Source organism: Roseovarius sp. SCSIO 43702 (genome assembly GCF_019599045.1).
In the GTDB taxonomy this organism is placed as follows: domain Bacteria; phylum Pseudomonadota; class Alphaproteobacteria; order Rhodobacterales; family Rhodobacteraceae; genus Roseovarius.
Genome location: NZ_CP080623.1, coordinates 1,879,891 through 1,894,850, shown reverse-complemented (window position 1 = coordinate 1,894,850; position 14,960 = coordinate 1,879,891). Strand labels below are relative to the sequence as shown.

General features: G+C 66.3%; 14 protein-coding genes and 2 tRNA genes. 11 read left to right on the top strand and 5 right to left on the bottom strand.

The genetic code is table 11. The annotated features are described in order from the left end of the window. Positions 1-31: 31 nt before the first annotated feature. The 4 genes from K1T73_RS09310 to K1T73_RS09295 all read left to right on the top strand — a co-directional run bounded on the left by K1T73_RS09310 (position 32) and on the right by K1T73_RS09295 (position 1,349). Positions 32-481 carry an HU family DNA-binding protein gene (locus K1T73_RS09310; RefSeq protein ID WP_220600446.1) on the top strand — a complete coding sequence of 150 codons (450 nt, stop codon included), beginning with the start codon at positions 32-34 and terminating at the stop codon, positions 479-481. A gap of 19 nt (positions 482-500) precedes the next feature. Then, positions 501-575 (top strand) — tRNA-Val (locus K1T73_RS09305). Positions 576-669: 94 nt separating this feature from the next. After that, positions 670-1,221 (top strand): histidine phosphatase family protein, encoded by a 552-nt coding sequence (locus K1T73_RS09300; protein ID WP_310794421.1) that lies wholly within the window; start codon positions 670-672, stop codon positions 1,219-1,221. Between the two features lie 52 nt (positions 1,222-1,273). Beyond that, positions 1,274-1,349, top strand: a tRNA-Val gene (locus tag K1T73_RS09295). Between the two features lie 30 nt (positions 1,350-1,379). Here K1T73_RS09295 and K1T73_RS09290 read toward each other — a convergent pair. The 3 genes from K1T73_RS09290 to K1T73_RS09280 all read right to left on the bottom strand — a co-directional run bounded on the left by K1T73_RS09290 (position 1,380) and on the right by K1T73_RS09280 (position 3,750). Continuing rightward, positions 1,380-1,547 carry a hypothetical protein gene (locus tag K1T73_RS09290; protein WP_220600444.1) on the bottom strand — a complete coding sequence of 56 codons (168 nt, stop codon included), beginning with the start codon at positions 1,545-1,547 and terminating at the stop codon, positions 1,380-1,382. Positions 1,548-1,650: 103 nt separating this feature from the next. After that, the gene (gene lipA, locus K1T73_RS09285; RefSeq protein WP_220600443.1) at positions 1,651-2,601 is read right to left on the bottom strand and encodes a lipoyl synthase; all 951 of its coding nucleotides are present in this window, start codon (positions 2,599-2,601) and stop codon (positions 1,651-1,653) included. 189 nt (positions 2,602-2,790) lie between these two features. Beyond that, positions 2,791-3,750, bottom strand: a complete 960-nt coding sequence (locus tag K1T73_RS09280) for a hydrogen peroxide-inducible genes activator (protein WP_220600442.1) — start codon at positions 3,748-3,750, stop codon at positions 2,791-2,793. Positions 3,751-3,863: 113 nt separating this feature from the next. On the opposite strand from K1T73_RS09280, the gene katG reads away from it, so the two are divergent. Together katG and K1T73_RS09270 are read left to right on the top strand one after the other, a co-directional pair. Beyond that, positions 3,864-6,053 (top strand): catalase/peroxidase HPI, encoded by a 2,190-nt coding sequence (gene katG / locus K1T73_RS09275; RefSeq protein WP_220600441.1) that lies wholly within the window; start codon positions 3,864-3,866, stop codon positions 6,051-6,053. Positions 6,054-6,178: 125 nt separating this feature from the next. Then, positions 6,179-6,904 carry a VIT1/CCC1 transporter family protein gene (locus K1T73_RS09270; protein WP_220600440.1) on the top strand — a complete coding sequence of 242 codons (726 nt, stop codon included), beginning with the start codon at positions 6,179-6,181 and terminating at the stop codon, positions 6,902-6,904. A gap of 22 nt (positions 6,905-6,926) precedes the next feature. On the opposite strand, the gene K1T73_RS09265 is transcribed toward K1T73_RS09270, so the two are convergent. Continuing rightward, positions 6,927-8,015, bottom strand: a complete 1,089-nt coding sequence (locus K1T73_RS09265; RefSeq protein ID WP_259400208.1) for a DUF6456 domain-containing protein — start codon at positions 8,013-8,015, stop codon at positions 6,927-6,929. A gap of 287 nt (positions 8,016-8,302) precedes the next feature. On the opposite strand from K1T73_RS09265, the gene K1T73_RS09260 reads away from it, so the two are divergent. Continuing rightward, positions 8,303-8,650, top strand: coding sequence for a DUF6477 family protein (locus K1T73_RS09260; RefSeq protein WP_220600438.1), 348 nt, complete (start codon positions 8,303-8,305; stop codon positions 8,648-8,650). 22 nt (positions 8,651-8,672) lie between these two features. Here the strand turns inward: K1T73_RS09260 and K1T73_RS09255 are convergent, their stop codons facing one another. Then, positions 8,673-10,217 (bottom strand): trimethylamine methyltransferase family protein, encoded by a 1,545-nt coding sequence (locus K1T73_RS09255; protein ID WP_220600437.1) that lies wholly within the window; start codon positions 10,215-10,217, stop codon positions 8,673-8,675. A 206-nt stretch (positions 10,218-10,423) separates the two neighbouring features. Between K1T73_RS09255 and guaA the strand changes: the two genes are divergently transcribed. From guaA to K1T73_RS09235, 4 genes are all read left to right on the top strand, one after another. Beyond that, complete coding sequence (gene guaA / locus K1T73_RS09250) at positions 10,424-12,004, top strand: glutamine-hydrolyzing GMP synthase (RefSeq protein WP_409077699.1); 1,581 nt, start codon at positions 10,424-10,426, stop codon at positions 12,002-12,004. A 74-nt stretch (positions 12,005-12,078) separates the two neighbouring features. After that, a complete protein-coding gene (locus tag K1T73_RS09245) occupies positions 12,079-12,690 on the top strand; it encodes a COG3650 family protein (RefSeq protein WP_220600436.1) in 612 nt (203 codons plus the stop codon). 53 nt (positions 12,691-12,743) lie between these two features. Continuing rightward, positions 12,744-13,658 (top strand): DMT family transporter, encoded by a 915-nt coding sequence (locus K1T73_RS09240; RefSeq protein ID WP_259400207.1) that lies wholly within the window; start codon positions 12,744-12,746, stop codon positions 13,656-13,658. A gap of 128 nt (positions 13,659-13,786) precedes the next feature. Next, a complete protein-coding gene (locus tag K1T73_RS09235) occupies positions 13,787-14,899 on the top strand; it encodes an OmpP1/FadL family transporter (protein WP_220600435.1) in 1,113 nt (370 codons plus the stop codon). The last annotated feature ends 61 nt before the right edge of the window (positions 14,900-14,960 follow it).

The following is a 14,960-nucleotide window of genomic DNA, read 5'->3' as shown; positions in this document are numbered from 1 at the left end:
GTTTCCAGAGCAGAAACAATGGAGGCCTAACATGGCAGCCCGCAAAACCACCTCCTCGAAGGCGAAGAAGGCCCCCGGCGCATCGGCATCGGACACCCGCGCCGCCCGCGTGCCCGCGCCCAAGCCCAAGATCGCGCCACCACGGATGAACGCGGATGCCGCTCCCGGCGCGGATACGCGCGGTGACGCAACCGATACCGCCCCCGGTGCGCCGACGCTGAAGAAGCAGGAGTTGTTCAAGAAGGTTGCCGACAGGTCGGGCGCCAAGAAGAACCAGGTGAAGCCCATCGTCGAGGCCGCGATGGAAGTGCTGGGCGAAGCGCTCGCTCAGGGCCGCGACCTGAACCTGCCGCCGCTCGGCAAGATCAAGCAGAACCGTGTGAAGGACAACCCGAACGCGCGCGTGATCGTCGCCAAGATACGCCAGCCCAAGGAAGGCGCGGAAACCGTCAAAGACACGGTTGCAGACGCCGCCGAGTGACGCTAAAGACCGCCGGGAAGGGTGATTAGCTCAGTGGTAGAGCGCTTCGTTCACATCGAAGATGTCAGGAGTTCGAATCTCTTATCACCCACCACCCCCATTCGCGCGGCGAATGGCGAGCAGCGTTTCGACCGGCATGAAGTAACGGGCGATCTCGAGAAAATCACCCAGTACGCGGTATCGTGACGATGCTTCCCGAAATCTGGTTCCTGCGCCACGGCGAGACCGAGTGGAACCTCGAGGGGCGCATTCAGGGTCGGCGCGATTCCCCGCTCACCGCCCGTGGCCATGCGCACGCGGCATCGCAGGCGAGGATCATGGCGCCCATCCTGACACGGGAACGGCCCGCGATCCGCGTCTCGCCGCTCGGTCGCGCGGTCGAAACCGCGCGCGTCGTCTGCGGGGCGATGCCGTTCACGACCGATCCGAACCTGGCCGAGATACATTGCGGCGACTGGGAAGGCCGATTGCGCACCGAGGTGGCCCGCGGGCTCGACGGGTTCGAAGCATATTGCGCCGCGCCCAACGGCGAGGGGTTCGACGGTCTTGCCGCCCGCGTGAACAGCCTTCTCGGATCCCTCGACGGGCCGACGGTGCTCATCGCGCACGGGATACTGGGCAAGGTGTTGCGTGGCACCGTCCTAGGCCTCGAACGGCCCCGGCTCGCGGCGCTCGAGAACGGTCAGGGTTGCGTCTATCACCTGAAAGACGGCGTGGAATCACGGTTGGACGCATCGTGAAACCATGGCCTCTTGCCATCCGCCGCGCCGACCGGGTAAGAGGCGGGCAATCGGGTGATTAGCTCAGTTGGTAGAGCGCTTCGTTTACACCGAAGATGTCGGGAGTTCGAGTCTCTCATCACCCACCATCCCCGTTCTCAGGGAGTGGGGTGACGCCGTCAAATCTCGGCGATGCAGCCGATCGGCCTCCGCCAGGCCGTATCCGCGTTCTCGACATAAACCGCGCCCACCGTCGTCAGCTTGCCCGCGGCATCGCGCAGCTTGGGGTAGATGACCGTCTGGCCCTGCAACAGGTCGCCGAACCGAAAATGGCCCGGCGCGTTCAACGCACGCTCTCATGGAAGATCGACCAGTCGCCGACATCCGCGGGGCGCTCGGCCCACGCACCGGTCCGCAGCAGGGCAAGCGGACAGCCGCCCGCCGGCGCCCTCACGACGCCAGCGCCTTCTCGCGTGCCTCGCGCAGCCGTGCGAAATCATCGCCCGCGTGATAACTGGACCGCGTGAGCGGCGTGGCCGAGACCATCAGGAATCCCTTGCCATAGGCCGCTTTCTCGTAGCCGGCGAACTCCTCTGGGGTCACGAACCGCTCAAGCGCGTGATGCTTCGGCGTCGGTTGCAGATACTGTCCGATGGTCAGGAAATCTATGTCTGCCGCGCGCATGTCATCCATCACCTGGTGCACCTGCGTGCGGGTCTCGCCGAGGCCCACCATGATCCCCGACTTGGTGAAGATCGACGGATCGAGCTCCTTCACCCGCTGCAAGAGGCGCAAGGAGTGGAAATACCGCGCGCCGGGGCGCACGCCGGGATAGAGGCCCGGCACCGTCTCGAGGTTGTGGTTGAACACGTCCGGTTTCGCCGCGACGACAACCTCGAGCACGCCCGGGTCGCAATGCAGGAAATCGGGCGTCAGGATCTCGATCGTGGTGCCGGGGCTGCGATGGCGGATGGCGCGGATGGTCTGCGCGAAATGCTCGGCGCCGCCATCCTCCACATCGTCCCGGTCCACGCTGGTTACGACCACGTGGTTGAGGCCCAGTTTCTGCACCGCGTCGGCCACGCGTCCCGGCTCGAAGGGGTCGAGATCCTCGGGCGGCTTGCCGGTGGCGATGTTGCAGAAGGTGCAGGCGCGGGTACAAACCTCGCCCATGATCATCATCGTGGCGTGCCCCTGGTTCCAGCATTCGCCCACGTTGGGGCACCCGGCCTCCTCGCACACGGTGACGAGGCCATGCTCGCGCATCGTGCGTTTCGTCTCCATGTAGCCCTTGCCCACGGGGGCTTTCACCCGGATCCACGCGGGCTTCTTCGGCTGGGGATTGTCGGGGCGTCGCGCCTTTTCCGGGTGGCGTTGCTGAGGTATCTTGAGATCACGCACGAAATGTTCCCCGCACATCTTTTGGTAAGTCCTGGTCACTATAAGGGTCGAAGATGGGTTTTGCCAGTCGGGCCGCGCGTCTCGTCACCTCCCTCCGAGGTGTTGATCGCGGTCCTCGCGTAACGAGTATCCCATCCACCTGGATCAAGTAGGTCGGTCGTCGGTTGAGCACTTCTCTCCCCTCACCGCTCATCCAGACCGGCCAGTCTCGGACGCCTCGAACGGCATCTCCCGCGCGGTTGCGACGAGGGCCTCGCCCACGCGGCTCAGAAGCGCCGCCAGGTCCGAGAACCACCCGCCCCCGTCGGTGCCCTTGCGCCGAACCAGCACGATCCGGCGCCCCGGCTCGGGGGCGGCGAACCGGCGCAGCGTCATGCCGGGGGCGGCGCGGCGCTCGGTCGGGGCCGCGATCTCTGGCATGAGCGTCAGACCGAACCCCGCTGCCACCAGCCGCGAAAGCGTCGCCATCGACGAGGCACCCATGTCGATGCGCCGCTGCCCCCGGTCGCGGTTGCAAAGCTCGAGCGCCTGGTCGGTGAGGCAATGCCCATCCTCCAGGAGAAGAAGTTGCGCCGTGGCCAGCGTCTCGGGGCGCAGCGCCGCGGCATCGGCGTCGAGCGAGGCGAGGCGCGCCGCCGTGCCGGCCAGCAGGAAACGATCCTCGAAGAGCGGCTCGGCATGCATCCCTTCCTCGCCCACCGGCTCGGCCATCACCGCCGCGTCAAGGCGCCCGGCCTGCAATTCACCCAAGAGCCGTTCGGTCCGCCCCTCCTCGATCTCGACGTCGAGCGCGATGTCGTGACTGCGCAACGCCTCGAGCGTGGCGGGCAGGATATAGGGCGCGATCGTCGGGATCATGCCCAGCCGGAGCCGCCCCGCCAATCCGCCGTGCCAGCGCGCCGCTTCCTCCAGCGCGCGCATTTCGGCCGCGATGCGCTCCGCATGGCGCAGGACCGTGCGCCCGAACGGCGTCAGCACCACGTCACGTGCCCGCCGCTCGACAAGCGGCTGGCCAAGCTGTGCCTCCATCTCGCGGATCTGCACCGAAAGCGCGGGCTGCGAGATGTTGACCGTCTCGGCCGCGCGCCCGAAATGCCGCTGCTCGGCCAGTGCGCGGAAATAAGCCAGTTGACGCAAGGTGACATTCATAACTCTTTCCTATCGCCCGCAGAAGAAATGGCAATTGGATTTTATTGCGCCCCGGCGTCACATTCGCCTTAGAACAATTCCAAACCCATGCATCAACATCCCGGAGGTCTCTCATGGACGGCTCGATGAAATGTCCCTTCTCGAAACAGAAACCCGTCACCAACCGCGACTGGTGGCCCGACGCGCTCGACCTGGGCGTGCTGCACCAACACGGGCGCAGCCCGAATCCCATGGGTGACGACTTCGACTATGCCGAGGAGTTCAAGAAGCTCGACCTCGAGGCGGTCAAGCAGGACCTCACGGCCCTCATGACCGACAGCAAGGACTGGTGGCCCGCCGATTACGGCCATTACGGTCCGCTCTTCATCCGCATGGCGTGGCATTCCGCCGGCACCTACCGGAGCCAGGACGGCCGCGGCGGCGGCAACACCGGCAACCAGCGCTTCGCGCCGCTGAACTCGTGGCCCGACAACGGCAACCTCGACAAGGCCCGCCGTCTGCTCTGGCCGATCAAGAAGAAATACGGCGACAAGCTCAGCTGGGCGGATCTGCTGATCCTCGCGGGCAACGTCGCGATCGAATCCATGGGCGGCAAGATCATCGGCTTCGGCGGCGGCCGCGCCGACATCTATGCACCCGAAGAGGACGTCCATTGGGGTGCCGAGACCGAATGGCTCGCCACGTCCGATACCGAGAACAGCCGCTATTCCGGCGAACGCGTGCTCGAGAACCCGCTGGCGGCCGTGCAGATGGGTCTCATCTACGTCAACCCCGAAGGCCCCGACGGCAATCCCGACCCGGTGGCGTCTGGTCAGGACGTGCGCGAGACCTTTACCCGCATGGGCATGGAGGACGACGAGACCGTCGCCCTCGTCGCGGGCGGCCACACCTTCGGCAAGGCGCATGGCGCCGGCGATCCGATCTACGTGGGACCGGAACCCGAGGCGGGCGGGCTCGAGGCGATGGGCCTCGGCTGGCAAAGCACCTACGAAAGCGGCCTTGCGGAACACGCCATCACCTCGGGCATCGAGGGCGCGTGGAAACCCAATCCGACGACATGGGACATGGGGTATTTCGACGTGCTCTTCGGCTATGAGTGGGAGCTGACGAAAAGCCCCGCGGGCGCGTATCAGTGGACGCCCAAGGATGTGCGCCCCGAGCACATGGTTCAGGACGCCCACGATCCCGACAAGAAACACCCGCCCATGATGACCACGGCGGACATGTCGATGCGCATGGATCCGGGCTTCGAGAAGATCTCGCGCGATTTCCACGCCAACCCCGAGAAGTTCGCCGATGCCTTCGCGCGGGCGTGGTTCAAGCTCACCCATCGCGACATGGGTCCGAAATCGCGCTATCTCGGCCCCGATGTGCCGGACGAGGATTTCATCTGGCAGGATCCGCTGCCCGAGCGTGACTTCGATCTGATCGACGACGCCGACGTCAAGGCGCTCAAGAAGGAGCTTCTGGACACCGGCCTTTCGGTTGCGGATCTCGTGCGCACCGCTTGGGCCTCGGCGGCGACCTATCGCGGGTCGGATTACCGCGGCGGCGCCAACGGTGCACGCATCCGCCTCGCGCCCCAGAAGGACTGGGAGGTGAACGAGCCGCAGAAACTCGACCACATCCTGGGCAAGCTCGAGGAGGTGCAGAGCGCGTTCAACGACAAGCAGTCGGGCAACAAGCGCGTTTCGCTGGCCGATGTGATCGTCCTGGGCGGCGTGGCCGCGATCGAGAAGGCCGCGGCGGATGCCGGCACGCCCTGCGAGGTGCCGTTCACGCCCGGCCGCGTCGATGCCACCGCCGAGCAGACCGACGAGGAGAGCTTCGCCTATCTCGAACCCGTGGCCGACGGCTTCCGCAACTATGCGAAGACGGATTTCGGCATCCCGGTCGAGAAGCTGATGGTCGATCGCGCGCAGCTCATGGGTCTCACCGCCCCCGAGATGACCGTGCTCGTGGGCGGGATGCGTGCACTGGGCGCCAATCACGGCGACAGCAAGCACGGCGTGCTGACCGACCGCCCGGGCCAGCTCACCAATGATTTCTTCGTCAACCTGCTCGACATGGACATCAAGTGGGAAGCGACGAAGGATGACCAGTCCGAGTTCGTCGCGCGCGACCGCGAGACCGGCCAAGAGAAATGGACCGGCACGCGCTATGATCTGGTCTTCGGTTCCAACGCGCAGCTCCGCGCGGTGGCCGAGGTCTATGGCCAGGACGACGCGGGCCCCCGGTTCCAGCGGGACTTCGTCGCGGCGTGGACCAAGGTGATGAACGCCGACCGCTTCGACCTGGCCTGATCGGCTGCGCCGAGACCGGCCCGACACATGGGGGCGCTCCGTTTCGCGGGGCGCCCCTTCTCTTTCGGGCTCCGAGCCCGCATGATGCACCCACACGACCCCACCGGACGACAGGCAGGACCAAGATGGACTGGCAGGACCACAGACGCGACGCGCACGGGCTGGGCCGCACGCAGGAGTTTCTCAAGCAGATCATCTACGGGGGCAATGACGGCATCGTCACCACCTTCGCCATCGTCGCGGGCTTCGCCGGGGCGCAGGCGCAGGGCGTGGTGCAGATCGGCGGTCTGGCGGTACTGGTTTTCGGTCTCGCGAACCTCTTTGCCGACGCGGTCAGCATGGGCCTCGGCGAATTCCTGTCGCTGCGCTCGCAACATGATCTTTACCGCAAGCGGCGCCGCAGCGAGCTGCGCGAGATCGCCGAGAATCCCAGCCAGGAACGCACCGAGCTTTTCGAGATTTTGCGCCAACGCGGCGTGCCACCCGGTGAGGCCGACACCGTGACCGGCCTCCTCGCGCGCCACCCCGAGATCATGGCCGACCTGATGATGACCTATGAATTCGGAATGGCCAATCCCGAGGATGAAAGCCCCGCGGTCAGCGGGCTTTTCACGTTCTTCTCCTTCGTGGTTTTCGGCGCGATCCCGATCCTGCCCTATTTCTTCCTCGATCCGGGGCGCAGCACTTTCTGGCTCTCGGTTCTGACCACCTTCATCGCGCTCGTGGCGCTGGGGCTTCTGCGCTGGAACGCCACGGACGAGCCCATCGCCCGCAGCGTCGGCGAGACCGTCCTCGTCGGCACGGTCTGCGCGGTCGTGGCCTATGGCGTGGGGCACATGGTGGCGGGATGATGCCCGCCACCCGCCCCTGCCGTCAGCCGATCAGGCCCGCCTCGTCGCCCAACGCGTCGTAGAAGCGCCGCAGCCGTTGCAGCGCGATGCGCAGCACGATCTTGCCCGACCGGGCCGACCAACCCATCCGTTTCTCGGCGGTCTCCAACCCCTCCTGCCGGCAGCAACAGCCAAGCGCGATGTCGCCGAGACCCGGCCCCAGGTCCGCGAGCGCCGCCTCCACCCGCGCACGCGCACCGTCCGAAGTGTATCCGCACCCGCCCGCACCGCGCTCCGCCGTGCCGTCAATGCGTCCGGTCATCAGGCGGGTCCAGTCCATCGTGACTCCCTGCGGCCCCAGATGCGCCAGCTCGAAATCCTCGCGCAGCCGTTCCCCGGCCTGCACGAGGTCGGGCGACAGGAACGGGCGCCCGGCCTTGTCGCGTCGCCGGGCCAGCGCGACCAGCGGCGTCTCGCCCGCCGCGCTGCGGCCTGCCTGCACCGCACCGCGTGCCGTCTCCTCCGCGTCACCGGTCCAGTCCGGCTCTCCATCCGACGGGCAGGCCCCCATTGCCGCGCTCTCGACCCGCGCCATGAGACGACCAAGCTCGGCGCGTCCCTCCCGCGTGATCCGATAACGCGAGATCCGGCCCGGCGCGTCGCAGGCGATCCACCCGCTCAGCGCCATTGCCTCGGCCACCGTCCGTTCGGCGACCGCCTTGCGCGCCTGCGTGCCGGCCTCGGTCTCGCGCACGACGACGGCCTTCTCCATCCCGGCGGCGACGGCCAGGACCGCGCCCGGCTCCATGAGCCTCCGCAACAGACGCAGGCCCTCGCGCTCGAGCTGCGCCTTGCTGAGCCCTTCGTCCTTTTCCGTGTGCTCTCCGCTCATCACCATCATGCTTGTCTCCTTGGCTGGAGAACCGGCCAGGCCCCTGAGGCCAAGGTCGCGGCCCAGGCGCGTCAGTGCCTGGTCCACCAGAAGATCGTCGCGGCGGGCCTCGTAGACACGGATCCGCCGGAGCACCGTGGAGGCATGATAACCCCGTGCCCGAGCCAGCGCCCGGATGGGCGCCCCCGTCTCCGTATGTTCCAAGTAAAGACGTGCCTGCTCGGGCACCCAACTGGGCAAGATTGCATCCGTCTTCGCGCAGCCTGCTGCGTTCCGCATCGTAGATCCTCCGTTTCCCTTCGTGCCCCCGGTCCCGCGGCCGTCCATTTTCCACAGACTTGTCCACAGGCAGCAGCGCACAACCTAGAAGGGCATTCGTTACCGGTTCGTTAATTGTCTCCCACCCGAGAACAATTGTTGACGGATGGTAAACAACAGGGAACCGCAGCGAACGGTGATCGCGGCCAGGCGCAACACCCGCCCAGGTTGAATATCCTGAACCGGCCAAACCAGTCGGAGGATCAGAAATGCACGCCACACTCGCCGAGTTTTCCGCCCTGCGCCGCCCGCGCCTGCTGATTCGCGCGGCCCGGATCGGGGTCAGCGGATACACCCGCAAGGCACATCTGCCGCGGATCCTGGGCTTCGGGCGGAGCTTGCGCGGTCCCGAGGCGCTGCGACGCCTGCTGGATGTCGAAGCCGCGCTCGAGGAACAGCGCCGCGACGACGACACGGCCTATTCGGTCGCGCGCCACGTCGACGTGCTCATCGCGATGATGGGCGAGGCGCGGCTCCTGCGCGCCGCGGCCGAGAGCCGGGCGCCGCAGCCCGAACCGGCGGGCGCGCATCAACTGGATCCGCTGCACGAGGACTGAGCGTCCTCGCGCATCGCCTCGATCAGGTGAAGGCGTCGGGCATCGAGTCCTTCTTGCGCGCCACGAACTCCCGCAGCCCGTCCGCGACCCCTTCGTCAAGCGCGGGCTGCTGGTAATTCGCAAGCAGGTAATCCACCCGCGCCGAAGCCAGCGTGCGCGTATCTCGTCCGCCCTCGTCTTCCCATTGCTCGAAAGGCTTGTAGTCGAGAAGCTGGCTTTTCCAGAACGCGTCCTTGAAATTCGCCTGCGTATGCGCGCAGCCGAGGTAATGGCCCCCCGGCCCGACCTCGCGGATCGCGTCCATCGCCTGCCCTGTCTCATCGGCCCAGACCCCCTTCGCCAGACCGTGCATCGCACCGAGTTGATCGGCGTCCATCACGAATTTCTCGAAATCCGCGACCAGCCCGCCCTCGAGCCATCCGCAGGCATGCAGCATGAAGTTCACGCCCGACAGAAGCCCCATGTTGAGGCTGTTGGCCGTCTCGTAGGCCGCCTGCGCATCCGGCAGCTTCGAGCCGCAGAACGATCCCGCGGACCGGAACGGCAGCCCCAGACGCCGCGCCAATTGTCCCGCGCCGTAGGTGATGAGCGACGCTTCGGGCGTCCCGAAGGTGGGCGCGCCGCTGTTCATGTCGATCGAACTCACGAAGGCGCCGAAGATCGCGGGCGCACCGGGCCGGACGAGCTGGCTGTATGCCACGCCCGCCAGCACCTCGGCCAGCACCTGCGTGAGCGTGCCCGCCACCGTCACCGGCGCCATCGCGCCGCCCACGATGAAGGGCGAGATGATGCAGGCCTGGTTGTTCTTTGCATAGACCTCGAGCGATCCCATCATCACGTCGTCGAAGGTCATGGGCGAGTTGATGTTGGTGAGCGACGTCATCACCGTGTTCTGCTGCACGAAGTCCTCGCCGAAGAGGATGCCGCACATGTCCACGCTGTCCTGCGCGCGGTCGGGATCGGTGACGGAACCCATGAACGGCTTGTCCGACAGCGTGATATGCGCCATCAGCATGTCGAGGTGACGCTTGTTGACGGGCACGTCGGTCGGCTCGCAGATGGTCCCGCCCGAATGGTGCAGCCATTTCGACATGTAGGCGAGCTTCACGAACTTCTCGAAATCGGCCATGGTGGCATAGCGCCGCCCGCCCGCCACGTCGCGCACGAAGGGCGGTCCGTAGACGGGTGCGAGGACAAGGTTGCGCCCGCCGATCACCACCGATTTCTCGGGATCGCGCGCGTGCTGGATGAACTCCGAGGGCGCCGTCTCGCACAATTTCCGCGCAAGGCCGCGCGGGATCCGCACCCGCTCCCCGTCGATATCCGCACCGGCCTCCTTCCAGAGCGCGAGCGCCCCGGGATTGTCGACGAAATTGACGCCCACCTCCTCGAGGATGGTCTCGGCATTCGTCTCGATGATCTCGAGCGTCTCCTCGTTCAGCACCTCGAAATTGGGGATGTTCCGCTGGATGTATTTCGCCGTCTCGATCTTGACCGACGTGCGTTCCGCGCGTCGCGCGGCGCCTCCGCCACCCCGTGCGCGCCTGCGTGCTGCTGCTTCTGCCATGTCCGACATCCCTTGATCCGTGTGTGGGCCCGTTCCGGCCCGGCTGGCGCCCGGTCTATCGCAGGTGATCGCGCCGGCGGCGGCGATATTCGCCATTTCACGCCCGAAAGCGACATCGCGCGATGTCTGGCGGCGGCATGACGGGTCCACCCGCGCCGCGCGCTCGCATCTTGCACCGGCGCAAGGTTGCGCTTAGGACGCTTGCCATGATCACAGATGCCATCACCCAGAACCACGACCGCCTTCTCATCATCGACTTCGGCAGTCAGGTCACGCAACTCATCGCGCGGCGCCTGCGCGAGCTGAATGTCTACTGCGAGATCCATCCCTACCAGAACGTCACCGACGCCTTCCTGGCCGAATTCGCGCCCAAGGCCGTGATCTTCTCGGGCGGGCCGGATTCGGTGACGCGCGAAGGTTCTCCGCGCCCGCCGCGCTCGGTCTACGAGCTGGGCGTGCCGATCCTCGGGATCTGCTACGGCCAGCAGGTGATGATGCACGACCTCGGCGGACGGGTCGAGGCGACCGAGGGAACCGCCGAGTTCGGCCGCGCCTTCGTGACGCCCGGCCCCGAACGGCTCGATCTTCTCACGGGCTGGTTCATGGATCCGTCGGGGCGCGAACAGGTCTGGATGAGCCATGGCGATCACGTCTCCGAGATCGCGCCCGGCTTCGCCGTCTACGGCACCTCCCCCGGCGCGCCTTTCGCGATCACCGCCGATCCCGACCGGCACTTCTATGCCGTGCAGTTCCACCCCGAGGTGCACCACACGCCGAACGGGCGGACGCTTTACGAGAATTTCGTGCGCGCCGCGGGGTTCAAGGGCGACTGGACCATGGACGCCTACCGCGACGAGGCCATCCGCAAGATCCGCGAGGAGGTGGGCGACGCCCGCGTCATCTGCGGCCTCTCGGGCGGTGTCGACAGTTCCGTCGCGGCCGTCCTCATCCACGAGGCGATCGGCGATCAGCTCACCTGCGTCTTCGTCGATCACGGCCTTCTGCGCCTCAACGAGGCGGAGGAAGTGGTCACGATGTTCCGCGACCACTACAACATCCCGCTCATCCATGCCGACGAATCCGAGCTTTTCCTGGGTGAGCTTGAGGGAATAAGCGACCCGGAAGAAAAGAGAAAAACCATCGGACGTCTTTTCATCGACGTCTTCCAGAAGCACGCCGACAGCATCGAGGGCGCGACCTTCCTCGCTCAGGGCACGCTCTACCCCGACGTCATCGAATCGGTTTCCTTCTCCGGCGGCCCGTCGGTCACGATCAAGTCGCATCACAACGTGGGCGGCCTCCCCGAGAAGATGGGCCTGAAACTGGTCGAGCCGCTGCGCGAACTCTTCAAGGACGAGGTGCGCGCACTGGGCCGCGAGCTCGGCCTGCCCGACGCCTTCATCGGCCGCCATCCCTTTCCCGGCCCCGGCCTCGCCATCCGCTGCCCGGGCGAGATCACGCGCGAGAAGCTCGAGATCCTGCGCAAGGCCGATGCCGTCTATATCGACCAGATCCGCAAGCACGGCCTCTATGACGAGATCTGGCAGGCCTTCGTCGCGATCCTTCCCGTCCGCACCGTGGGCGTCATGGGCGACGGACGCACCTACGACTACGCCTGCGCGCTGCGTGCCGTGACCTCGGTCGACGGGATGACCGCGGACTACTACCCGTTCAGCCACGAGTTCCTGGGCGAAACCGCCACCCGTATCATCAACGAGGTGCGCGGCATCAACCGCGTGACCTACGACATCACCTCCAAACCGCCGGGCACGATCGAGTGGGAGTGAGGCTCGCCGCCCCTTCCCACCGCGTCGCGTGGCGCTATGATAACGGATGACCGACCCCGGCACCGGAGACTTCCATGCGCGCCCTCATCCCCGCCCTTTGTGTCCTGACGCCCACGCTCGCGCTCGCCGAACCCAGCTACCATCGCGTGACCGGCGTCGCGGCGGGCGACACGCTCAACGTCCGGTCGGCGCCGGATGCCACGAGCGTCGATCTGGGCGACATCGCTCATGACGCCCACGGGATCGAACTGACGGGAACCGACGCGACGGGCGAATGGGGCCGCATCCTCTGGCAGGATGGCAACGGCTGGATCTCGATGCGCTTTCTCGAACCCTACCTGCAACCCACCCTGGGCGACAGCGGCCTGCCCGAGGGGCTCGACTGCGGCGGAACCGAACCTTTCTGGTCGCTGACCCTCGGCACCGCCACCGCGCATTTCAGCGATCCCGGCGGGACCGAGCTCGATCTCGACATGGCCGGCACGCAGGTGGCCGAGGGGCGCCTCGCATGGCCCGCTTACGTCGCCCTCACCGCCCCCGACAGCAGCGCCGATGTCATCGTCGAGGCGCGCCTTTGCTCCGACGGGATGAGCGATCGCGACTACCCCTGGCAGGTCGAGCTTCTGCTGACCCGCTCGGGCGAGACGCAATTCCTCTCGGGCTGCTGCAACCTGCCTCTTCCATGACCCCGCTCCTTGCGCGGCTTGCCAGCCCCGCGCGGCGCGGCTAACGCTTCGGCATGACACGCACACGCTCCCCCGCCCCGGCCTCGGCCGGGCTCGACGACACGGCGCGCGCCGCGCTCTGGATGATCGGGTCGGTCTGCGCCTTCTCGGCTATGGCCGTGGCCGGCCGCGAGGTGAGCTTCGCCTTCGACACGTTCGAGATCATGATGTATCGCAGTCTCATCGGCCTCGTGATCGTGCTCGCGGTGGCCTCCCTCGCGGGCACGCGCGGTCAGATCACGCGGCGCAAGCCCGGGTTGCACCTCGTCCGAAACGTCGCCCATTTCACCGGCCAGAACCTCTGGTTCTACGCGATCACCGTGATCCCCCTCGCCCAGGTCTTCGCGCTCGAGTTCACTTCGCCGCTCTGGGCGCTCCTGCTCGCGCCGCTCGTCCTGGGCGAACGGCTCACCACGCGGCGGGTGGTGCTGGCCTGCGTGGGCTTCGCGGGCATCCTCGTCGTCACCCGACCCAGCCCCGAGACCCTCGACTGGGGGATCGGCGCCGCCGCGACGGCGGCGGTGGGTTTCGCGATCACCGCAATCTTTACGCGCAAGCTCACCCGGACCGAGACGCTGACCTGCATCCTCTTCTGGATGACCGCGTTGCAAAGCGTCATGGGTCTCCTCTGCGCCGGTATCGACGGCGACATCGCGCTGCCCCGTCTGGCGACGCTGCCCTGGCTCGTGGTGATCGCGCTCGGCGGTCTTGTTGCGCATACCTGCCTGACCAAGGCGCTCTCGCTCGCACCCGCAACGGTGGTCATGCCCGTCGATTTCGCGCGCCTGCCGCTCATCGCGATGATCGGGATGCTCTTTTACGGCGAGTCGCTCGACATCTTCGTCTTCCTCGGCGCAGGCATCATCTTCGCGGCCAACTACGCGAACATCTGGTCCGAGACGCGACGCCGGGCCCCGCCAACCCCCTGAACTGCGGCAAATTTGTGTCATTTCTGACACCCGGACCCCGGTCCATGCGTGATGACGTCGCGTAATTATTTGTGCCCGGTCCGGCCCTATGTAGTGTCACTTCCAATTGGTTTGGGAGGAGCGTAACCATGAAATCCACTTTACTGACGGCCATCTCGGCGGTCACGATCACGGCAGCAGGGTCGGCCCATGCCGGCGGTCTCGACCGCAGCGGCACGCCGATCGAAATCATCTTCGAGAAGGGCAACCGGGCCGAACTGACCTTCGGCACCATCATGCCGAGCGTCACGGGCACCGACCTGCTGGGCAACGATCCCGGTGACGTGGCCGACCGGTTCTCCCAATGGGGCGCGGCGGTCAAATACGAATACAACGACAAGCTGTCCTTCGCCATCATCATGGATCAGCCTTACGGCGCCGATGTGGAATATGGGGGCGACCCCACGACAACGCTCTTGGGCGGCACCTCGGCGGAGGCCGACAGCATCGGGCTCACCGCGCTTCTGCGCTACAAGTTCTCGGATCGCTTCTCGGTCTATGGCGGTCCGCGCATGGTGGACGCCGACGGCGCGATCTCGCTCTCGGGCCAGGCTTACGGTCCGCTCAACGGCTACAACGTGCGCTTCAACTCCGACACAGGCTATGGCTACGTGCTGGGTGCGGCCTACGAGATCCCGGAAATGGCCCTGCGCGCCGCGTTGACCTACCATTCCGAGGTCGATCTCTCCATGGGCACGGCACAGCAGCCTCCGGGTGCGCCGGGCTTCGCAGTCACCCCCGATACCAAGGTGACGCTGCCGCAATCCGTGAAACTCGCGGTCCAATCCGGCGTCGCGCCCGGCACGCTGGTCTTCGGATCGGTGCGCTGGTCGGAGTGGAGCAAATTCTCGCTCGACCCCTTCGGCCCGACGCCGAACCTCGCCGAGTTCGACGATGTCTGGACCTACGAGCTCGGCGTCGGCCGCCGCTTCAACGATCGCTTCTCGGGTTCCGCGTCGATCATCTACGAACCGGGTGGCTCCGACGATCTCGTCTCGCCGCTTTCGCCCACCAATGGCTCGACCTCCCTCACGGTTGGCGGCAAATACCAGGTGACGGACAATGTCGATGTTTCGGCAGGCGTCCGCTACACATGGCTTGGTGATGCACAGCCCGAGACCGGCACGCCCGACGTCGCGCGCGGCAACTTCAGCGACAACAGCGTCGTGAGCGTTGGCTTCAAGGTCGGCGTCCAGTTCTGATCGCCTGCCTTTCATGATCACGGCAAACCCCGCCCCTTCGAGGGCGGGGTTTTTCTTTTAG